The sequence below is a fragment of the Rhabdaerophilum calidifontis genome (assembly GCF_008641065.1).
GTDB lineage: Bacteria > Pseudomonadota > Alphaproteobacteria > Rhizobiales > Beijerinckiaceae > Rhabdaerophilum > Rhabdaerophilum calidifontis.
Window position 1 is genome coordinate 357,105 of record NZ_VTRS01000001.1, and the last position, 19,490, is coordinate 376,594.

Genomic DNA, 19,490 nt, shown 5'->3' on the forward strand with positions numbered 1-19,490 from the left:
GAAGCCAGCCGATGTCCGAATTCGTTCTGCCCCAGGAGAAGCTCGATGCGATCCTCGCCCGTGACGCTGCGATCGCGCGGGAACTGGAGGGCGCGAGCGATCCGGCGCAGATCGTCGCGCTGAGCCGGGAGGCGTCGCAGCTCCAGGGGATCGTCGCGGCAATCGGCGCCTGGCGGCGGGTTTCGGCCGAGCGGGCGGAGGCGGCGGCACTCATCGAAGACCCCACGCTCGACCCGGAGATGCGTGCGCTCGCCGAGGAGGAGCAGGGGCGGCTCGCGGCCGAGCAGGAGCGGCTCGCCCAGGCGATTCGCGTCGCGCTGCTGCCGAAGGATGCCGCCGACGAGCGTTCGGTGATCCTCGAGGTGCGGGCGGGCACCGGCGGCGACGAGGCGGCGCTGTTCGCGGGCGATCTGTTCCGCATGTATCAGCGCTATGCCGATCTGCGCGGCTGGAAGGTCGAACTCGTCTCGGCGAGCGAGGGCGCGATGGGGGGCTTCAAGGAGATCATCGCCGAGATCCATGGCGAGGGCGTCTTCGCGCGGCTCAAGTTCGAATCGGGCGTGCATCGCGTGCAGCGCGTGCCGGATACCGAGGCTTCGGGGCGCATTCACACCTCGGCGGCGACGGTCGCGGTGCTGCCGCTCGCCGAGGAGGTCGATCTCGCGATCAACGAGAGCGACCTGCGGATCGACACGATGCGCGCCGGCGGCGCCGGGGGACAGCATGTCAACAAGACCGAATCGGCCGTGCGCATCACCCATCTGCCGAGCGGGCTCGCGGTTGTCGTGCAGGACGAGCGCTCCCAGCACCGCAATCGCCAGAAGGCGATGGCGATCCTGCGCTCGCGGCTGTTCGAGATGGAGCGGCAGCGGCTCGCCGATGCCCGCGCGGCCGATCGCAGGGTGCAGGTCGGCTCCGGCGACCGTTCCGAGCGCATCCGCACCTATAATTTTCCGCAGGGGCGCGTGACCGATCACCGGATCAACCTGACGCTCTACAAGCTCGATCAGGTGATCGAGGGGTCGGGGCTTGACGAGCTGATCGAGGCGCTGGTGACCGAGCACCAGGCGCGGCTCCTGGCCGGGGACGCGGCGTGAGCGCGCCGCCCGGCGCCGGGATCGCGCTCACCGCCGAGACCACGCTCGGCGCGGCGCTGGCTGCGATCGCGGCCCGCCTCGCCGAGGCCGGGATCGAGGAGCCGCGCCGCGAGGCGCGGCTGCTGCTCGCCGCCGCGATCGACACGGATCTCGCGGCGCTGATCGCGCGGGAATCGATGCCGCTCGGCGGCCGGGCCGGCGCGGTCGAGGCCATGCTCCGGCGCCGTTTGGCGCGCGAGCCGCTCTCCCGCATTCTCGGGCGGCGGGAATTCCACGGGCTCGGTTTTCGCCTCAATGCCGCGACGCTCGATCCGCGCCCGGATACCGAGACGCTGGTCGATGCGGTTCTGGCGGCGATCGATGCCGGAGGAGGCCGCAGCGCGGCGCTGTCGATCCTCGATCTCGGCACGGGAAGCGGCGCCATCCTCCTGGCGCTGCTCCATCTTCTGCCGGCGGCGCGGGGGCTCGGGGTGGATCTCGCACCCGAGGCGCTGGCCATGGCGGCGGAGAATGCCGCCGCGCTCGGCCTTGCCGCCCGCGCCCGCTTCATGCAAGGCGATCTTTTCGAGGGGCTCGGCGCGGCGCGCTTCGATATCCTGGTCTCCAACCCGCCCTATATCGAAACGGCGGTGCTCGCGGCGCTCGATCCCGAGGTGCGCGACCATGATCCGCGCCTCGCGCTCGATGGCGGGGCCGACGGGCTCGCATTCTACCGGCGGATCGCCGCCGGAGCCGGGGCGCATCTCCGGCCCGGGGGGCTTGTCGCGCTCGAAATCGGGCGTGGCCAGGCGATGCCGGTGGCGGCCATGCTGGCGGCGGCGGGAATCACCGACATCGCCACGCGCCGCGATCTCGGCGGGATCACGCGCGTCGTCCTCGGACGGGTGGCGATGCCCGCCGCGGGGGGCTGAAACGCGCCGGATTCCGGCCCGCGCCGGAACGGGGCGCTTGCCATCACCCGGTCCGCGCGCTAAGGAGAGCACCGGTGACGCGAACGGGGCGGGTGTGATCGGGTCCAGCGCCGGATCGGACCATCGCGAAGTCACCAGTTTTCCGACATCCAGACCCGCGCGCCGCGCGGCATCTCGAGGCGGATCGCAATCCCGGCAGGCGGGCCCGACACGCGCCAGAACTGCCGGTGCCATGCGGGGGCGGGCTCCGGCGCGGCCGGAAACTCCGGATTTGACCGGTTTAGGGCAGCTGAGACACAGATGAGACCAGGACAGAACAAGCGCATGCGCGGCCGCAATCGGCGCGGGCCGAACCCCCTGACGCGCTCCTATGAGTCGAACGGCCCCGATGTGAAGGTGCGCGGCACCGCGCAGCACATCGCCGAGAAATACACCCAGCTCGCGCGCGACGCCCATGCCTCCGGAGATCCCGTGATGGCGGAAAGCTATCTCCAGCATGCCGAGCATTATTACCGGCTGATCGCCGCCGCCATGCAGGCGCAGCAGGCGCAGCAATCCGGCAATGGTGACGAGCGCTACGACGAAGACGAGGATTTCGATCCCGCCTCCGACCGCTTCACCTTCCGCCCCGTCCAGCAGCACCAGCCCCAGCAGGTCGGCCAGTTCCAGCCCTATGCCGGTGAGTCGGGCGAGGCCGGCGAGGGCGAGGAGGTTGAGTCGCGCCCGCAGCAGCAGGGCGGCCAGCCGCGTTTCGGCCAGGACCGGCCGCGCCACCAGGACAGGCGCAACGGCCGCGGGCAGGAACGCCAGCCTTTCGAGCGCCCCGCGCATGATCGTCCTGCCAGCGAGCGTCCGGCCTTCGACTCGAATCGCCCGCGCCGGCCGCAGGCCGATCCCGGCGCCGGGGAACAGCCGGTGCTGCCGGCCTTCCTGACCGCGCCGGCGCGGCCGGCGCCGGCCGAGGCTGAGGATGCCGGTGAGCCCATGTCCGGCGGCGATGACGAGGGCGGCCGCTCGCCGTTCCGCACCCGTCGCCGGCGGCGGGGGCGCGGCGCGCGCGAAGGTGGCGATGAGGCGCCGCTCGCGGTGGAAGGCGCGTCCGACGAGGGCTGAGCCGGCCCGACGCTTCTCTTGGCGTCCTCCGGGGCGCCTTTGGCCCTCCTTTGGTTCCTCCCTTGACGGGATGACGATGCGATATGGCCGGGCGAAGCTTTTCGCGCCGCCGACCCTTTTGTTGCGCCTTCGCAACACCTACATGAGCGTGGTCGGATTGCCGCCGTGCGGGATCCGCAACTTCGCCTCGTGGAAGGGAAGAGCATGAACACCGAGAAATACACCGAACGCGCCCGTGGGTTCATCCAGGCCGCGCAGACCATCGCCCTGCGCGAGGGGCACCAGCAATTCTCGCCCGAGCACCTGCTCAAGGCGCTGCTCGACGACGAGCAGGGCGCGGCGGCCGGGCTGATCGATCGCGCCGGCGGGCGCTCGGCCGAGGCGCGGCGGGCGGCCGATGCCGCGCTCGCGAAGCTCCCGAAGGTCGAGGGGGCGTCCGGACTCTATCTCACGCCGGCGCTGGCGCGGGTATTCGACACCGCCGAGAAGGCGGCGGAGAAGGCGAAGGATTCCTTCGTCACCGTCGAGCGGCTGCTGCTTGCGCTGGCGCTCGAGAAGGACAATCCGGCCGGCAAGGCGCTTGCCGCGGCGGGCGTGACGCCGCAGAACCTCAACAGCGCGATCGAGGCGATCCGCAAGGGGCGCACGGCGGATACGGCAACCGCCGAGAACGCCTATGACAGCCTCAAGAAATTCGCCCGCGACCTCACCGAAGCGGCACGCGAGGGCAAGCTTGACCCCGTCATCGGCCGCGACGAGGAGATCCGCCGCACGATCCAGGTCCTGTCGCGGCGCACGAAGAACAACCCGGTGCTGATCGGCGAGCCGGGCGTCGGCAAGACCGCGATCGTCGAGGGGCTGGCGCTGCGGATCGTCAACGGCGACGTGCCCGAGAGCCTGAAGGACAAGGCGCTGATGGCGCTCGACATGGGTGCGCTGATCGCCGGCGCGAAATATCGCGGCGAGTTCGAGGAGCGGCTCAAGGGCGTGCTGCAGGAGGTGCAGGCGGCCGAGGGCGGGGTGATCCTGTTCATCGACGAGATGCATACGCTGGTCGGCGCCGGCAAGGCCGACGGGGCGATGGATGCCTCGAATCTCCTGAAGCCCGCGCTGGCGCGCGGCGAACTGCATTGCGTCGGCGCGACCACGCTCGACGAATATCGCAAGCATGTCGAGAAGGACGCGGCGCTCGCCCGGCGCTTCCAGCCCGTCTTCGTGAGCGAGCCGACAATCGAGGACGCGATCTCGATCCTACGCGGGCTGAAGGAGAAATACGAGCTCCATCACGGCGTGCGCATCACCGATTCGGCGCTTGTCGCCGCCGCGACGCTTTCGAACCGCTACATCACCGACCGCTTCCTGCCTGACAAGGCGATCGACCTCGTGGACGAGGCCGCGGCGCGGCTGCGCATGCAGGTCGATTCGAAGCCGGAGGAACTGGACAGCATCGATCGCGAGATCATCCGGCTCCGGATCGAGCAGGAGGCGCTGAAGCGCGAGACCGATGCCGCATCCAAGGACCGGCTGGTGAAGCTGACGGCGGAACTCGCCGAACTCGAAGAGCGCTCGACCGCGCTGACGGCAGCCTGGAAGGCCGAGAAGGACAAGCTGGGCGAAGCGCAGAAGCTCAAGGGCGAACTCGAACAGGCGCGCACCCAGCTCGAACAGGCGCAGCGCCAGGGCGAATTCCAGCGCGCGGGCGAACTCGCCTATGGCATCATCCCGGCGCTCGAGAAGCGGCTCAAGGAGATCGAGGCGGCAGGCGCCGGCGGCGGCAATGGCGCCATCGTCTCCGAGGCGGTCACGCCGGACAATATCGCCCAGGTCGTCTCGCGCTGGACCGGAATCCCGGTCGACAAGATGCTGGAAGGCGAGCGCGAAAAGCTGCTGCGCATGGAGGCGGAGCTTGGTCGCCGCGTCGTCGGGCAGCGCGAGGCGGTCGAGGCCGTGTCTACCGCCGTCCGCCGCGCCCGCGCCGGATTGCAGGATCCGAACCGGCCGATCGGCTCGTTCATGTTCCTCGGCCCCACCGGTGTCGGCAAGACCGAACTGACCAAGGCGCTTGCCGCCTTCCTGTTCGATGATGACAGCGCGCTCGTGCGCATCGACATGAGCGAATTCATGGAGAAGCATTCGGTCGCCCGGCTCATCGGCGCGCCTCCGGGCTATGTCGGCTATGAGGAAGGCGGCGCGCTGACCGAGGCGGTGCGGCGCCGGCCCTACCAGGTCGTGCTGTTCGACGAGATCGAGAAGGCGCATCCGGATGTGTTCAACGTGCTCCTCCAGGTGCTCGACGACGGGCGGCTGACCGACGGGCAGGGCCGCACGGTCGATTTCCGCAACACATTGATCATCATGACCTCCAATCTCGGCGCGGAATTCCTGGTCGCGCTCGGCGAGGAGCAGGGGGTGGATGCCGCGCGGAACGACGTGATGGCGATGGTGCGCGGGCATTTCCGGCCGGAATTCCTCAACCGGATCGACGAGATCGTGCTGTTCCAGCGCCTTAAGCGCGCCGATATCGGTGCGATCGTCGATATCCAGATCGGCCGGCTCGCCAAGCTGCTCGAGGAGCGCAAGATCACGATCACGCTCGACGATGCGGCGCGCGACTGGCTCGCCGAACGCGGTTACGATCCCGCCTATGGCGCGCGCCCGCTCAAGCGCGTGATCCAGAAGAGCCTTCAGGATCCGCTCGCCAATCTCATCCTGTCCGGGGAGATCCGCGACGGCGAGACGGTGCCGGTGACGGTGCGGGATGGCGGGCTCGCGGTGGGCAATCGGGTCATCGGCGCCGGGTTCGAAGCGCCGCCGGCGGGGACCCGGCTCAACTAACCCTGACAAAGCCTGACAGGGGGCGGGGTTTCCGGGGTAGCGTGCCTCGGATAGGAAGGGAGCGGGGCATGGCCCCGCTTCCTCCGCGCCGGCCTTGCCGGCCAACCTGCCGGATCCTGCCTTGCCAGCCCTGTCGCTCATCGCGGTTGCGCCCGCGATCTTCGTCCTGATCTGGTCGACCGGCTGGATCGTCGCGAAATACGCCGCGCCCTTCGCCGATCCGCTGACCTTTCTCACCCTGCGCTATGCCTGCGCCTTCGTGCTGATGGCGCTGATCGCGCTGGCCGCAAGGGCGGAATGGCCGGCGCGCCGCGCCGGCTACGGCCATGCGCTGGCGAGCGGGGTGTTCCTGCATGCGCTTTATCTCGGCGGGGTATGGTGGGCGGTGAAACACGGGCTGCCGGCCGGGATCTCGGCGCTGATCGCCGCGGTCCAGCCGCTGATGACCGCCGCCCTCGCCCCGCATCTCGCCGGCGAGCGCGTCCGTCCGCTCCAGTTCGCGGGGATCGTCCTCGGCTTCCTCGGGGTGCTCGGCGTCATCGCGCCGAAGCTCATGGGAACCGGCGGGCTCGATGGGCTGATCCTGCCGCTGCTGATCAACGCGCTGGCGATGCTGGCGGTGACGCTCGGCACCTTCTACCAGAAGCGTTTCATCGCCACCGGGGACCTGCGCGTCGTCTCGGCGCTGCAATATGCCGGCGCCTTCCTGGCGACGCTGCCGGCGGCCCTGCTGCTGGAGCCGCTCCGGATCGAGAACAGGCCGGAGATCTGGATCGCGCTTGCCTGGTCGGTCATCCCGCTGTCGATCGGCGCCATCTGGCTGATGCTGATCATGATCCGCCGCGGCGCGGTGTCGAAAGTCGCGGCCTTGATCTATCTGATCCCTCCCACGGCGGCGATCGAGGCCTATTTCATGTTCGGCGAGACGCTGAACCCGTTGCAGATGGCGGCCATGGCGGTGGCGGCGCTCGGCGTCTACCTTGCCACGCGGCCGTGAATCGGGCGGGACCGGCCATCGTCAGCCCACCCGCTTCGCCGATCTCGAGGATCCGACCATGCGCGACCCCCATCTTCACCCCGCCTTCGCGCCGCGTTCGCTGGCGTTGCTCGTGCCGGCTCTGCTGCCGTCGGTGATCGCGAGCATGCTCGGCTCGATGGTGACGGCCCCGGCGCTCGGCAGCTGGTATGCGGCGCTCCAGAAGCCGGTGTTCACGCCGCCGAACATCGTCTTTCCCCTGGTCTGGACCTTTCTCTTCGCGCTGATGGCGCTGTCGTTCTGGCGCATCCTGCGCGCCCGGCCCGAGGCCGGACCAAAGCGCGATGCGATTCTCGCCTTTGCCGGCCAGATGCTGCTCAATGTCGCCTGGTCCTATGCCTTTTTCGGCCTGCGCGCGCCGCTCGCGGGCATGGTCGTCGTCGCGCTGCTCTTCATCGCGGTGGCGCTGACCATCCGCCATTTCCGGCCGATCGACCCGGCAGCGGCCTATGCGCTCACGCCCTATCTTGCCTGGGTCGGCTTCGCGATGGTGCTGAACGGCGCGATCGTGATCCTCAACCCGTGATGCGGGGCGATTGCGGAGCGGGATCGCCTTACGGGCGCGCTCAGAGCCCGCGCGCCTCGACGACCGCCCGGATCGCGGCGCGGAACTCGGCGAGCGGGAAGGGCTTGGTCAGCACATCCTCGACCAGGCCCTGCAATTCGCGCGCGCGCTCGCGCTGTTCGGCATAGCCGGTCATCAGCACGATCGGGAAGCCTGGCCGCTCGGCGGCGATCTTGAGCGTCAGCGCGATGCCATCCATCACCGGCATGCGGATATCCGAGACCATCATCTGGAAGGCGGGCTCGGCGGCGAGGAAGCATTCGAGCGCCTCGGCGCCGTCGCTGGCCTCGGTCACGGCATGGCCGTCGAGGCGGAGTGCACGGGCCAGCGGCTCGCGCACGGAGGATTCGTCGTCGACCAGCAGGATGCGCGCCATGCTTCCCGGCCCTCAGTTCTCGATGATCCCGACATAGGGCAATTCGCGGAATTTATGCGCGACATCCATGCCATAGCCGACGAGAAAATGATCGGGCGCCTCGAAGCCGATGAAATCCGCCTCGAACTGCACCGCGCGCGGCACCGGTTTCTCGATCAGCACGGCGCTCATCACCCGCCGGGCGCCCCGCGCGGCGAGCAGATCCTTGGCGAAGGCAAGCGTCCGGCCGGATTCGAGGATGTCGTCGATGATCAGCACGTCGCGATTCTCGACATGGTTGTCGATATCCTTGACGATCGTCACCTGCCCCGAGGAGGACATGCCGGAATGGTAGCTTGCGAGCTGCATGAACTCGACGCTCGGCGCCAGCCCGGCGCGGTGCAGCGCCCGCAGAAGATCGGCGGCGAAGATGAAGCTCCCGCGCAGGATGGCGACGACGAGCAGGTCGACCGGCGCCGCGTCGCGGATCTCGGCCGCGAGGGTTTCGACGCGCGCGGCGATCTCGGCCGCGTCGAACAGGACATGGATCCGGTGCGCGCCGGCGATGTCGCCCGGCTCCTCGGCAATCTTGGTGGTCAAGCGATGCTCCTGTCGGCTCCGCGCACTCAGCGGATCGCGGCGACGATATCGTCTTTCGCGACGAATCGCACCATGACCGAGAAGGATTCCGCGGGCGGGCTCGCGAGTCGGCGCCGGAACTGCGTGGTCTCGCCCGGCGCCAGTTCCGGCTGATCGGCCGTCGCGGTCCAGACATAGATGTCCTGACCGGCCTGGTTGCGGATCGAGAGCCGGAGGACCGGAATCTTCATCGGCTGCCGGGTCGGGTTGACGATCGTGCCGGTAATCTCCAGCGTCTCGCGGTTCTCCTCGGCGACGAGACGGCCATGGACATCGCGGATATCGAGCCCGCGCGGGGTGATCCCGAGCCCGAACGCCTCGAAGAGCGGCGCGGTTTCCGGCACCAGCCGCACGGTTTCGTGGCGCAGCGCGACGAGTGTTGCGAAAGTGCCCAGCCCGGCGGCCATGGCCATGGCGGCGATGGGGCGGAACCGCGACGGCTTCTCGATCGGGCGGTGATGCGCGTCGGTGGCGCGCAGACGCTTCTCGCGCCGGCGGGCGCGCGCTTCGACGGTGGCGTCCTCGCTGGCGGAGGCGATGGCGGCATCCTGATCGCGCGCGAGCGATTCGGCGTCGAAGGCGGGCAGGTCTTCCAGCGCGGAGGTCTCGGCGGGCGGCGCGTCGGCAGGAGCGGAAGCGGCCGGCACCGATTCGCCGCTGCTGCCGGCCGTCTCCTCGGCGAACAGTGCTTCGAGTTCCTCGGGCGAGATATCGCCGCCAGCCTCCTGGGAGGCGGGCACAGCCTGGTCGCCGCCCGCACCCTGGGTTTCGAGTGCCTGCAGGGGCTCGCGCGTGTCCAGGGGTTCTGCGGCGGGTGGCGGCGCATAGCGTGCCGCGCCGGCATTGATCGCGAGATTGGCGAGCGGATTGATCGGCCCGGCATCGCGCATCGGATCGTCCGCTTCCCAGACCGTGCGACAGGTGGCGCAGCGGACCCTGCGCGGCCCCTCCGCGAACAGCGCCCCGTCGAGATCGTGGAGTGTGTCACAATTCGGACAGCGGATCAGCGCCATGTCGCGGTTCTGCGGCTCGAGCGATAGCAAGGGGTTCACGGCATGCGTGCCCCCCTGCTATTCCTCCCTCAAGAGCGTTAAGGGCGGGTAAAGCCTTGGTGGAAACCGGGAGATCGATGCAGCCGGACGTTGAACATGCCGCCCCCTCCACCGGAGAGGAGGCGCTCTCCGAGCTTGTGCGCTTCGAGAATGTCGGCCTGCGCTACGGGATCGGCGCCGAGATCCTGCGCGATGTCAATTTCTCGATCCATTCGCATTCCTTCCAGTTTCTGACCGGCCCGTCCGGCGCCGGCAAGACAACCCTGCTGCGGCTCATCCTCCAGACCTTGCGGCCGACGCGCGGCCGCGTCCGGCTGTTCGGGCAGAATGTCGCCGGGCTTTCCAAGGGCGAACTCGCGCATCTGCGCCGGCGTATGGGCATCGTCTTCCAGGATTTCCGGCTGCTCGATCACCTGACGACCTATGAGAATGTCGCGCTGCCGCTGGTCGTGCAGGGCCGCGAGGAGGCGAGCTACCGCGCCGAGGTGATCGAATTGCTGCGCTGGGTGGGGCTGGGGGACAGGATGCATGTGCCGCCGGTGATCCTCTCCGGGGGCGAGAAGCAGCGTGCGGCGATCGCGCGGGCGCTGATCGCCCAGCCGGCGCTGCTGCTCGCCGACGAACCGACGGGCAATGTCGATCCCTCGCTGGCACGCCGCCTGCTCCGGCTGTTCATCGAACTCAACCGCACGGGAACCGCCGTGGTGATCGCGACGCATGATCTGCCGCTGATGGATCTCGTCGATGCGCGCCGCCTCGTGCTCGCGGAAGGGCATCTGCATATCTATGATTGAGGCCGCGCCCTCTTCCGCCGAAGCCGCCGAGCCGGTCGCGGACCGCGCCGGGCGGCTGCTGCGTGGCCTCGCGGAACGGCTGGGCGGCCGGGATGCCGGCGGCGGGCCGATCCTGCCGGCCAGGTCCATCGCCGGGCGGGCGCTGGTGCTCGTCATCGCCATCATGACCTTTCTCGCTGGGCTCACGGCCGGCGCGGTGCATCTCGTCGCCGATGCCTCGGCGGATTGGTCCGGCGCTCTGGCACGGGAGATCACGCTGCAGATCCGGCCGGTTCCCGGCCGCGATATCGAGGCCGATGTGCGGCTCGCCGCCGACCTCGCCGGCCGCACGCGCGGCGTGGAGGCGGTGCGGGTATTCGCACGGAGCGAGGGCGAGAAGCTGCTCGAGCCCTGGCTCGGTGCTGGGCTCGACCTCAGCGAATTGCCAGTGCCCCGGCTGGTGGTGCTGAAGCTCGCCGCCGGCGCGGCGCCGGATTTTACGCGGCTCAAGGCCGATCTTGCCGAGCGGGTGCCGAATGCCGGGCTCGACGATCACCGGCTCTGGCTCGGCCGGCTGAAGACCATGGCGGACACGGCGGTGCTGATCGGCCTCGCGATCCTCGCGCTGGTGCTGACGGCGACCGGGCTCGCGGTGGCTTTCGCGACGCGCGGCGCCATGGCCGGCACGGCGCAGATCATCGACGTGCTGCATCTCGTCGGGGCCGAGGATTCCTACATCGCCGGGCAGTTCCAGCGGCATTTCCTGCGCCTCGGGCTCAGGGGCGCCGCGGTCGGCGGGGTGCTTGCGATCCTGTTCTACCTCATGTTCTCGCTTTCCGCGCAGCATTTCGCGACGACGCCCGGCGCGGAGCAGGTCGAGGCGCTGTTCGGACGGTTCAGCCTGCCGGCGGCGGGCTATCTGTCCGTTGCGGCGATCGGCCTTGTCGTCTCGGCCGTCACCGCCATCGTCTCGCGGATGACCGTCTACCGAACGCTGAGCGGCCAGGAATGACGGCGCGCTCCCCCATCCCTGGCGCGCGGCCGCCCATGCTGCGCTTCCTGCGCGTTTTCGTGCGTGTCGGGCTGCTGGTCGTGGTGCTGTCGGGGATCGGCGTCGCGCTGTTCGCGCATTCGCTCGACCGACAGGAGCGCGGCGATGTCGCGGCCGCGGACGGCATCGTCGTGCTGACCGGCGGGGCGGACCGGATCAGCGACGGGCTCGCCCTTCTCGAACGCGGCAAGGGCCGGCGCCTGTTCATTTCCGGGGTCCATGCCGGGGTGCCGACCGAGATGCTCAAGCGTCAGCATGCGGCACGCGCCGCGCTGTTCGATTGCTGCGTCGATCTCGATTTCCAGGCCCGGAACACCTACGAGAACGCGCTGGAAACCCGGCGCTGGGTGGCGGCCAACGATTTCCGTTCGCTGGTTCTCGTCACGGCTAGCTACCATCTTCCGCGCGCGCGGCTCGAATTCGAGGCGGCGATGCCGGCCGTCCTGATCCATCCCTATCCCGTGGTGCCGGAGGCGTCGCGCATCCGGCGCTGGTGGCAGGAGCCGGCTCTGATCCGCATCCTCGCCCTCGAATTCGTGAAATACTGGGCGGCCTCGCTGCGCGTGACGCTCGGGCTGCCGGGGCGGTAGCGTCCGGTGGACTTGTTCCGTCGGGCGCGATCGGGCAAGGAGGGCGGCCAGCCTCCACCCTTCCGAAGGAAATCGCCCGCGCGATGCTCGTTCTCCGATCGATCCTGTTCCAGGCCGCCTTCTATGCGAATTGCACGCTGTGGTTCCTCGCCGCGATGCTCGCCTGGCCGCTGCCCTCGCGGTTCATGATCAAGTTCGCCCATGGCTGGGCGCGGACGAGCCTCTGGCTGCACCGCGCGATCACCGGCGCGCCGGTCGAGTTCCGCGGGGTCGAGCGGATCCCGAAGGGCGCCTGCCTCGTGGCGGCGAAGCATCATTCCGCCTGGGAGACGATGGCGCTCGCCTATCATGTCGAATTGCCGACCTATATTCTCAAGCGCGAATTGCTGCGTGTGCCGCTGTTCGGCTGGCATCTGATCAAGGCGCGGCAGATCCCGATCGATCGCGGCCAGCGGGTGGCGGCGCTCGCCAAGATGATGGTGCACGCCAAGGCCGCGATTGCAGAGGGGCGGCAGATCATCATCTTTCCCGAAGGCACGCGCCGCAAGGTGGGGGCGCCGCCGGATTACAAATACGGCGTCGCCCGGCTCTATGCCGCGCTTGGGGTGCCCTGCCTGCCGGTGGCGATGACGTCGGGCCTCGCCTGGCCGCGCAACACGCTGCTGCATTATCCGCGGCCGATCCTCGTCGAATTTCTCGACCCGATCCCTCCCGGGCTCGACCCCGACCAGTTTTTCGCCCGGCTCCAGGAGACCATCGAGACCAATACCAATCGGCTGCTCGCCGAGGCGGGCTACCGGCCGGAGGAATCGGCCTCCCGCAGCGCTGGCGCCAGCCAGGCCAGCGCGTGATCCTCGATGCCGAGTTCGGCGAGCGCGGCGAGCGTGTTGAGCACATATTCGCGGCAGGGGCCGCTCTGGCCGTGGCCACGCCGGATGATCGCGACCAGATCCTCGCGGGCGAGCCCGCCGGCATATTGCCGGTGTCGGCGATCGACGACATAGGCGAGCGCCGGCACGCGCCGCCCGTCCTGGAGACGGATGGGTCGCATCACCTCGCGGTAGACATGCGTGACCATCTCGCGCTCGGTGAGGTAGGCCCGCGTGGCGGCGGCGTGCTCGGCGGCGACGCGGAAGGCGATGCCGTGACATGAGCCGCCATGATCGAGCCCGAGCACCAGGCCGGGTGTTTCCGGCGTGCCGCGATAGCGGGTCGAATAGACGCAGAGTGCCCGATGCACGCCCTTCAGCAAGGCCGGCACCCGCTCGACATAGGCGAAGCCGGGCCGCCACATCAGCGAGCCGTAGCCGAATACCCAGAATTCCTCCGCGGCGGGCGGCGGCCCGGCCTGCGGGGACGAGATTGACGGCGAGGGAAGCGGCACGGTATCCGACATGACGGCGCATCGCCCGCAAGGATCAGGCCAAGGCGGAGTACACCAATGACCGATGGGGATGCAACGCCGCACCCGGCGCGAAAGCCGCTGCGCCGCATCGGCCTCTACGCGCCCTTCGCCCTGCTGGTGGTGGTCTCGCTCGCCTGGATCGCCGCCTGGGTCTACGGCGCGCGGCGTGTCGACCGGTTCGCCGACGCCTTCGTCGCGCGCGAAGCCGAGCGCGGCCGCGACTGGCTCTGCCCCGACCGGCGGGTCGGCGGCTTCCCGTTCCGGATCGAACTCTCCTGCACCCGGCCGCAGCTGGTGATGCGCGGGCAGGACGGACTCAGGAACGAGATGCGGCTCGGCGGCTTGATTCTCCATGCCCGGCTTGCCGCGCCGGAGCATGTGATCGCGACTTTCACCGGCCCCTTCACGAGCACGCTACGCCAGGGCGACGGCGACCTGAACTGGAAGAGCGCGCGGGCGAGTTTCCGCCTCGGCAGCGGCGCGATCGGCGAGATGTCGTTCGAGATGCTGGAGCCGCGCCTTTCCTTCGGCTTCGGTGAGCAGCGCCCGATGAAGGCGGCTGCGCGCGCGGTGCAATTCCATCTCCGTCCCTCGCCGGGAGATGGGGCGGGCACGGATTTCGCCGGCCTCGTCTCGGACCTCGCGGTTGCGCCGCTCGACGAATTGACGGGCACGCCGGATCCGCTGCGCCTGGAGATCCAGGCGCGGGCGCCGGGCTTGCTGGTCGATCCGGCACGGCGCTGGCACGCGGTGCTCGATGAATGGCGCCAGCGCGGCAACCGGGCGCGCGTTCTGGTCCTCAAGGCGGAGAAGGGAGCGGCGAATATCGATCTGGCGGGCGAGATCGGCCTCGACGCGGCGCATCGGCTCGAGGGCAATCTCCAGGGCCGCGCGCGTGGGCTCGAGGCGCTGACGAGCCGCTTCGCCCGGCGCGGCGGGCTCGATGTCGGCGGCATTCTCGGCCGGCTCGGCGGCGGCGGACAGGGGATCCCGGTCGTGCTCGCCTTCCAGGACGGTGTGTTGCGTTACGGCCCGTTCCCGATCGCGACGCTGGCGCCGCTCTACTGAGCCTCGTCGGGGGGCGGCGGCAACGCGCCGTGCGGGCGGCCGAAATCGGGTGCCGCGGTTTCCTGCCCCGAGGCGATGATGCCGCGCCGGATCGCGCGCGTGCGGGTGAAGAGCGCGTGCAATCCGTCGCCGTCGCCCCAGCGGATCATGCGCTGGAGCGCCAGCAGATCCTCGTTGAAGCGGCCGAGCATTTCGAGCACTGCCTCCCGGTTGGTGAGAAACACATCCCGCCACATCGTCGGATCGGAGGCGGCGATGCGCGTGAAATCGCGGAAGCCGCCGGCGGAGAACTTGATCACCTCACTCTGGGTGACCCTCTCCATATCCGCGGCGGTGCCGACGATGTTGTAGGCGATGAGATGGGGCACATGCGAGGTGATGGCGAGGACGAGATCGTGATGATCCGGCGTCATGATCTCGACATTGGCGCCGAGCGCCTCCCAGAACCGCCGTATCCGCGCGATCGCCGCCGGATCGGTGCCTTCCGGCGGGGTGAGGATCGACCAGCGCCGGACGAAGAGTTCCGCGAAACCGGCATCGGGGCCGGAATGCTCGGTGCCCGCCACCGGATGCGCGGGCACGAAATGCACGCCCTCCGGCAGATGCGGCGCGACATCGCGCACCACGGCACCCTTGACCGAGCCGACATCGGAAACGAGCGCGCCGGCCGCGAGATGCGGCCCGATCAGCGCCGCAAGCGCCGCATTCGCCATCACGGGCACGCAGAGGATGACGCAATCCGCATCGCGGACCCCTTGGGCGGCGTCGGTCGTCGCCGTATCGGCGATGCCGAGTTCCACGACGCGCTCGATCACCCCCCGGTCGCGATCGATGGCGACGATCGTGCCGGCGCAGCCGGCCTTGCGTGCGGCGCGCGCGATCGACGAGCCGATCAGCCCCATGCCGATGATCGCGAGCCGGTCGAAGCCCGGCATCAGGGCAAGGCCTTGCCGAGCAGGGCGAGCGCGCGTTCGAGAACCGCGTCGAAGGCGGTCTCGCTGCCGGCGGCCACCGGGTGGAGATGGACGTCCGGGGCGGTCTTGTCGCCGAGGAACAGCGCCAGCCCCTCGATCACGGCGGCATTGGCGGCCTCGGAGCCGATGGTCAGCCGCAGCGCGTTCGGCAGGCCATAGGCTTCCATGCGCCGGAGGATCACGCCGCGCTCGGTCAGGAAGGCGTCGGCATCCGGCGCGCGGCGGCCGTCGGCGTCCGGGAAATGGATCAGCAGGAAATTGCCGACCGAGGGCGTGACGACGAGGCCCAGCGCTTGAAGCGCGGCGGTCATCCGGCCGAGCCAGAGCGCGTTGTGGGCGACGGCGCGCTCCTCATGCGCGCGATCCTCCATTGCGGCGATGCCGGCGGCGATCGCCGGCGCGCTGACATTGAACGGCCCGCGGATGCGGTTGAGGATGTCGACGATCGCCGGCGGGCCGTAGAGCCAGCCGATCCGCAGCCCGGCAAGGCCGTGGATCTTCGAGAAGGTCCGGGTCATCACGACATTGTCGCTCGTCGCGACGAGTTCGAGTCCCGAGGCATAATCGTTGCGGCGGACATATTCGGCATAGGCGGCGTCGAGCACCAGCAGGACATGCGGGGGCAGCCCGGCATGGAGCCGCTTCACCGCCTCGAACGGGAGATAGGTTCCCGTCGGGTTGTTGGGGTTGGCGAGAAAGACGATTCGGGTCCGCGGGGTGATCGCGGCGAGCAGGGCATCGACATCGGCGGTGAGACCGGTCTCCTTGGCGATGACGGGTGTTGCGCCGGCGGCGAGGATCGCGATCCGGTAGACGAGGAAACCATGCTCGCTGTAGACGCCTTCGTCGCCGGCACCGAGATAGGCATTGGCGACGAGCGAGAGCAATTCGTCCGAGCCGGCGCCGCAGAGGATCCGCGCGGGATCGAGCCCGTAGCGGCCGGCGATGGCGGCGCGGAGCCGTTCGGCCGAGCCGTCCGGATAGCGTTCGAGATGCGTGGCCGCGTCGCGATAGGCGGTGATGGCGGCGGGCGAAGGGCCGAGCGGGGTCTCGTTCGAGGAGAGCTTGTGGAGCGTGACCCCCGCCGGCGCCTTGGATTTGCCGGGGATATAGGCCTCGATCGCGAGAATGCCGGGGCGGGGTTGCGGGGCGGGCACGGGCGACTCCGATCTGCCGGAGAAGCCCGCCGGCCCGGGACAAACGATTCTCAGTGCGCGATGCGGAAGCGGTGCGCGTGGCAACCGATCTCGATATAGCGCGTCGGCGCGCATTTCGCCGCATCAAGCGCATCCGTCAATGCCCGGGCGGGGATTTCGGCCGGATGGGCGATGAGCAGGTTCGCGCCCACCGCATCGCCGGCGCTGGCAACCAGCTCGGCGCCGAGTTCCGCCAGCGCCGCGCCGGCCGGATTGCGCCAGCGCTCGGCGCGCACCGAGGCGAGGATCGTCTCGCGCGCGAGCCCTTCGTTCTGCGGGCGCGCGACGACGAAGACCGGCAGGCCCGCCGGATGGTCCGGCCGTTCGGCGAAGGGCAGCCGCGCGATGATCTTGGGCGCGCGCGGGCCTTCGAGCCCTTTCCACCAGGCGCCCAGCATCGCGGATTGGTCGATGCGGAACATGCCAAGATCGCCCTCCGAGGCGTCAACCGCGGCGATCACCGCCGCCGAATGCTCCGCCGGCACGAAGGGGACCGTGAACCCGAAATGGAAGCGCATGCTCTCCCGGATCGGCGTCTCTCCGCCGGAAAGATCCGCATGAACCCGGTAGGCGATCTGGGTGAAGGTCGAGGTGGCGAGGATGATGCGCCAGATGTTCTCGGGCGCGTCGAGCGGCCAGCGGCCGGGATTGCGCAGCACGATACGGCGCATCAGATCAGCCTCGCGATCGGGGCGGAAGGCGGAGCCGGCATCGCCCGCCGCCCGCTTGGCCGCGATGACGCGGCCGACCACCGCGCCGCGCTCGACGAGCAGCGCGTGAATGGCGCCGTCGATCCGGTCGATCTCCTCGCGCAGCTGGCCGAGGACGGGGCGGGGGTCGGTCACGATGGGGCTCCTGTCGGGCTGTGCGGCTGCCGGCGATGTACGCATCTGAGATAGGCCCGGTTCCGGCGGTGCGGCAAGAGCGGGGCGTTGCGTTGAAAGCGCTTGTTCGTTAAGACGGACGGCGCTACCTAAAGAAAAAACGCTCGACGAACCGGCGCGGTCCCGCGCCGCCAGACCGGACAGACATGGCACCGCGCAACACCGAAGCCGACACACCGCGATCCGAGGTGCTGCGGCTCGCGCCGGAGGCGGCGCTCACGCTCGAATCGGGCGCGACGATCGCGCCACTCCAGATCGCCTATCAGACCTATGGGCGGCTCGATGCCGCGCGCGCCAATGCCGTGCTCATCTGCCACGCGCTGACCGGCGACCAGCATGTCGCCAACATCCATCCCGTGACCGGAAAACCCGGCTGGTGGACCAGCATGGTGGGGCCGGGGCGGCCGATCGACACCGACCGTTTCTTCGTGATCTGCGCCAATGTCATCGGCGGCTGCATGGGATCAAGCGGGCCGGCTTCGACCGATCCGGCCACCGGCGAGCCCTATGGCACGGCCTTTCCGGTGGTGACCATCTCCGACATGGTGCGGGCACAGGCGCGGCTCGTCGATCATCTCGGGATCGAGACCCTGCTCGCGGTGGTGGGCGGGTCGATGGGCGGCATGCAGGTTCTGGCCTGGGCCTCGCTGTTCCCGGAACGGGTCTTCGCCGCGATGCCGATCGCCTCCGCCGCCAAGCACACGGCGCAGAACATCGCCTTCCACGAGGTGGGGCGCCAGGCCGTGATGGCGGATCCGGATTGGCGGCGCGGGCGCTACATGCTCGAAGGCACCCGGCCGGTAAAGGGCCTTTCCGTTGCGCGCATGGCCGCCCACATCACCTATCTCTCCGAGCCGGCCCTGCAGCGGAAATTCGGCCGCAAGCTTCAGGACCGCGACGCGCCGACCTTCTCGTTCGACGCGGATTTCCAGGTCGAATCCTATCTCCGCCATCAGGGGATCACTTTCGTTGAGCGGTTCGACGCCAATTCCTATCTCTATCTGACGCGGGCGATGGATTATTTCGATCTCGCCGCCGACAATGGCGGCTCGCTGGCGGCGGCCTTCCGCGGCACCGGCACGCGGTTCTGCCTGATCTCCTTCACCTCGGACTGGCTGTTCCCGACCGCCGACAGCCGGCAGATCGTGCATGCGCTCAACGCCGCCGGCGCCTCGGTCTCCTTCGTCGAGATCGAGAGCGACAAGGGGCACGACGCCTTCCTGCTCGAGGAGCCAAACCTGTTCGCCACCGCCTCCGGCTTCCTTGATGCGGCGGCGCGGGCGCGCGGCGTGGCGGAGGCGGGCCGATGACCGGGCCGGAACATGGCATTCTGCCGCTTGTGCGCGCCGATCACCGGCTCGTCGCCGGCATGGTCGCGGCGGGGGCGCGGGTGCTTGATGTCGGCTGCGGCGATGGGGCGCTGCTCGATTTTCTCGCGCGGGCCAAGGCGGTCGATGCGCGCGGCATCGAATTGTCCCGCGAGGGTGTCGCGGCCTGCGTCGCGCGCGGGCTGGCGGTGATCCAGGGCGACGCGGATGCCGACCTCTTCGATTATCCCGATGATTGCTTCGATTACGTGATCCTGTCGCAGACCCTCCAGGCGACGCGGCGGCCGAAGGTGGTTCTGGAGCAGATGCTCCGCATCGGCCGCAATGCCATCGTCTCCTTCCCGAATTTCGGCCATTGGCGGATCCGCGGGCATCTGCTGCTCCACGGCCGGATGCCGGTGACCGAGAACCTGCCGGATACCTGGTATGACACGCCGAACATCCATTTCTGCACCATCCGCGATTTCGTGGCGCTGGCCGGCGCGCTCGATGCGCGGATCATGCGCGCCGAGGCGCTGGACGCGGCCGGCCGGCCGGTGGGCGTGCGGATGCCGTGGTGGTTCTGGAACCTGATGGCGGAGCAGGGGATCTTCTGGCTGGCGCGCGGGAAGTAAGTCG

The 19,490-nt window shown here is 69.4% G+C and carries 19 protein-coding genes and 1 pseudogene; 13 read left to right on the forward strand and 7 right to left on the reverse strand.

The genetic code is table 11. The features are described 5' to 3' along the window. Positions 1–11 precede the first annotated feature (11 nt). The 6 genes from prfA (at position 12) to FWJ24_RS01705 (ending at position 7,518) form a co-directional block, all read left to right on the forward strand. Positions 12–1,097, forward strand: coding sequence for a peptide chain release factor 1 (gene prfA / locus FWJ24_RS01680; RefSeq protein WP_150286038.1), 1,086 nt, complete (start codon positions 12–14; stop codon positions 1,095–1,097). Further along, entirely contained in the window at positions 1,094–2,008 is a 915-nt protein-coding gene (gene prmC, locus FWJ24_RS01685) for a peptide chain release factor N(5)-glutamine methyltransferase (protein ID WP_246155466.1), read from the forward strand. The genes prfA and prmC overlap by 4 nt, the downstream gene beginning before the upstream one ends. Positions 2,009–2,308: 300 nt before the next feature. Continuing rightward, the gene (locus FWJ24_RS01690) at positions 2,309–3,121 is read left to right on the forward strand and encodes a DUF4167 domain-containing protein (RefSeq protein WP_150286039.1); all 813 of its coding nucleotides are present in this window, start codon (positions 2,309–2,311) and stop codon (positions 3,119–3,121) included. Positions 3,122–3,325: 204 nt separating this feature from the next. Further along, positions 3,326–5,956 carry an ATP-dependent chaperone ClpB gene (gene clpB / locus FWJ24_RS01695; RefSeq protein WP_150286040.1) on the forward strand — a complete coding sequence of 877 codons (2,631 nt, stop codon included), beginning with the start codon at positions 3,326–3,328 and terminating at the stop codon, positions 5,954–5,956. A 121-nt stretch (positions 5,957–6,077) separates the two neighbouring features. After that, complete coding sequence (locus FWJ24_RS01700) at positions 6,078–6,953, forward strand: DMT family transporter (RefSeq protein ID WP_166443549.1); 876 nt, start codon at positions 6,078–6,080, stop codon at positions 6,951–6,953. A gap of 58 nt (positions 6,954–7,011) precedes the next feature. After that, positions 7,012–7,518 (forward strand): TspO/MBR family protein, encoded by a 507-nt coding sequence (locus FWJ24_RS01705; protein ID WP_150286042.1) that lies wholly within the window; start codon positions 7,012–7,014, stop codon positions 7,516–7,518. A gap of 40 nt (positions 7,519–7,558) precedes the next feature. Here FWJ24_RS01705 and FWJ24_RS01710 read toward each other — a convergent pair whose 3' ends face one another. Genes FWJ24_RS01710 through FWJ24_RS01720 form a run of 3 tightly spaced genes read right to left on the reverse strand, consistent with a single transcriptional unit; the run spans position 7,559 to position 9,603 of the window. Next, positions 7,559–7,933 carry a response regulator gene (locus FWJ24_RS01710; protein ID WP_150286043.1) on the reverse strand — a complete coding sequence of 125 codons (375 nt, stop codon included), beginning with the start codon at positions 7,931–7,933 and terminating at the stop codon, positions 7,559–7,561. A 12-nt stretch (positions 7,934–7,945) separates the two neighbouring features. Continuing rightward, a complete protein-coding gene (gene hpt / locus FWJ24_RS01715; RefSeq protein WP_425468885.1) occupies positions 7,946–8,512 on the reverse strand; it encodes a hypoxanthine phosphoribosyltransferase in 567 nt (188 codons plus the stop codon). 26 nt (positions 8,513–8,538) lie between these two features. Further along, positions 8,539–9,603, reverse strand: a complete 1,065-nt coding sequence (locus FWJ24_RS01720) for a zinc-ribbon domain-containing protein (RefSeq protein ID WP_150286044.1) — start codon at positions 9,601–9,603, stop codon at positions 8,539–8,541. A gap of 77 nt (positions 9,604–9,680) precedes the next feature. On the opposite strand from FWJ24_RS01720, the gene ftsE reads away from it, so the two are divergent. From ftsE to FWJ24_RS01740, 4 genes are all read left to right on the forward strand, one after another. After that, positions 9,681–10,397, forward strand: a complete 717-nt coding sequence (gene ftsE, locus FWJ24_RS01725) for a cell division ATP-binding protein FtsE (RefSeq protein ID WP_150286045.1) — start codon at positions 9,681–9,683, stop codon at positions 10,395–10,397. Beyond that, positions 10,390–11,388 carry a cell division protein FtsX gene (locus tag FWJ24_RS01730; RefSeq protein WP_246155469.1) on the forward strand — a complete coding sequence of 333 codons (999 nt, stop codon included), beginning with the start codon at positions 10,390–10,392 and terminating at the stop codon, positions 11,386–11,388. Before ftsE ends, FWJ24_RS01730 begins: the two co-directional genes overlap by 8 nt. 35 nt (positions 11,389–11,423) lie before the next feature. Further along, a complete protein-coding gene (locus FWJ24_RS01735) occupies positions 11,424–12,017 on the forward strand; it encodes a YdcF family protein (protein WP_206110765.1) in 594 nt (197 codons plus the stop codon). A gap of 83 nt (positions 12,018–12,100) precedes the next feature. After that, positions 12,101–12,868: a lysophospholipid acyltransferase family protein gene (locus FWJ24_RS01740; RefSeq protein ID WP_150286047.1), complete on the forward strand. Its 768-nt coding sequence runs from the start codon at positions 12,101–12,103 to the stop codon at positions 12,866–12,868. Here FWJ24_RS01740 and FWJ24_RS01745 read toward each other — a convergent pair. Then, on the reverse strand, positions 12,811–13,413 hold the full coding sequence (locus FWJ24_RS01745; protein WP_150286048.1) for a gamma-glutamylcyclotransferase: 603 nt from the start codon (positions 13,411–13,413) through the stop codon (positions 12,811–12,813). The genes FWJ24_RS01740 and FWJ24_RS01745 overlap by 58 nt on opposite strands. Before the next feature lie 45 nt (positions 13,414–13,458). On the opposite strand from FWJ24_RS01745, the gene FWJ24_RS01750 reads away from it, so the two are divergent. Then, positions 13,459–14,490 (forward strand): DUF2125 domain-containing protein, encoded by a 1,032-nt coding sequence (locus FWJ24_RS01750; RefSeq protein ID WP_150286049.1) that lies wholly within the window; start codon positions 13,459–13,461, stop codon positions 14,488–14,490. Here FWJ24_RS01750 and FWJ24_RS01755 read toward each other — a convergent pair. The 3 genes and pseudogenes from FWJ24_RS01755 to FWJ24_RS01765 form a co-directional block, all read right to left on the reverse strand. Continuing rightward, entirely contained in the window at positions 14,484–15,425 is a 942-nt protein-coding gene (locus FWJ24_RS01755; protein ID WP_150286050.1) for a prephenate/arogenate dehydrogenase family protein, read from the reverse strand. The two genes, FWJ24_RS01750 and FWJ24_RS01755, sit on opposite strands and share 7 nt — an antisense overlap. A 107-nt stretch (positions 15,426–15,532) precedes the next feature. Further along, positions 15,533–16,621: pseudogene (locus tag FWJ24_RS01760) on the reverse strand (pyridoxal phosphate-dependent aminotransferase); the annotation flags it as partial. A gap of 50 nt (positions 16,622–16,671) precedes the next feature. Beyond that, on the reverse strand, positions 16,672–17,505 hold the full coding sequence (locus FWJ24_RS01765) for a chorismate mutase (protein ID WP_246155470.1): 834 nt from the start codon (positions 17,503–17,505) through the stop codon (positions 16,672–16,674). 185 nt (positions 17,506–17,690) lie between these two features. Here FWJ24_RS01765 and metX point away from each other — a divergent pair, with 185 nt between their 5' ends. Then, a complete protein-coding gene (gene metX, locus FWJ24_RS01770; protein WP_150286053.1) occupies positions 17,691–18,854 on the forward strand; it encodes a homoserine O-acetyltransferase MetX in 1,164 nt (387 codons plus the stop codon). Beyond that, complete coding sequence (gene metW, locus FWJ24_RS01775; RefSeq protein WP_150286054.1) at positions 18,851–19,486, forward strand: methionine biosynthesis protein MetW; 636 nt, start codon at positions 18,851–18,853, stop codon at positions 19,484–19,486. Before metX ends, metW begins: the two co-directional genes overlap by 4 nt. The last annotated feature ends 4 nt before the right edge of the window (positions 19,487–19,490 follow it).

Bases quoted from the DNA above. Each gene is read 5' to 3' on its own strand.
- FWJ24_RS01735 (WP_206110765.1), top strand. From the start codon at position 11,424: ATGCTGCGCTTCCTGCGCGTTTTCGTGCGTGTCGGGCTGCTGGTCGTG.
- metW (WP_150286054.1), top strand. From the start codon at position 18,851: ATGACCGGGCCGGAACATGGCATTCTGCCGCTTGTGCGCGCCGATCAC.
- FWJ24_RS01755 (WP_150286050.1), bottom strand. From the start codon at position 15,425: ATGCCGGGCTTCGACCGGCTCGCGATCATCGGCATGGGGCTGATCGGC.
- FWJ24_RS01750 (WP_150286049.1), top strand. From the start codon at position 13,459: ATGACCGATGGGGATGCAACGCCGCACCCGGCGCGAAAGCCGCTGCGC.
- FWJ24_RS01690 (WP_150286039.1), top strand. From the start codon at position 2,309: ATGAGACCAGGACAGAACAAGCGCATGCGCGGCCGCAATCGGCGCGGG.
- FWJ24_RS01705 (WP_150286042.1), top strand. From the start codon at position 7,012: ATGCGCGACCCCCATCTTCACCCCGCCTTCGCGCCGCGTTCGCTGGCG.
- FWJ24_RS01730 (WP_246155469.1), top strand. From the start codon at position 10,390: ATGATTGAGGCCGCGCCCTCTTCCGCCGAAGCCGCCGAGCCGGTCGCG.
- FWJ24_RS01745 (WP_150286048.1), bottom strand. From the start codon at position 13,413: ATGTCGGATACCGTGCCGCTTCCCTCGCCGTCAATCTCGTCCCCGCAG.
- FWJ24_RS01740 (WP_150286047.1), top strand. From the start codon at position 12,101: ATGCTCGTTCTCCGATCGATCCTGTTCCAGGCCGCCTTCTATGCGAAT.
- FWJ24_RS01710 (WP_150286043.1), bottom strand. From the start codon at position 7,933: ATGGCGCGCATCCTGCTGGTCGACGACGAATCCTCCGTGCGCGAGCCG.
- clpB (WP_150286040.1), top strand. From the start codon at position 3,326: ATGAACACCGAGAAATACACCGAACGCGCCCGTGGGTTCATCCAGGCC.
- prfA (WP_150286038.1), top strand. From the start codon at position 12: ATGTCCGAATTCGTTCTGCCCCAGGAGAAGCTCGATGCGATCCTCGCC.
- ftsE (WP_150286045.1), top strand. From the start codon at position 9,681: ATGCAGCCGGACGTTGAACATGCCGCCCCCTCCACCGGAGAGGAGGCG.
- metX (WP_150286053.1), top strand. From the start codon at position 17,691: ATGGCACCGCGCAACACCGAAGCCGACACACCGCGATCCGAGGTGCTG.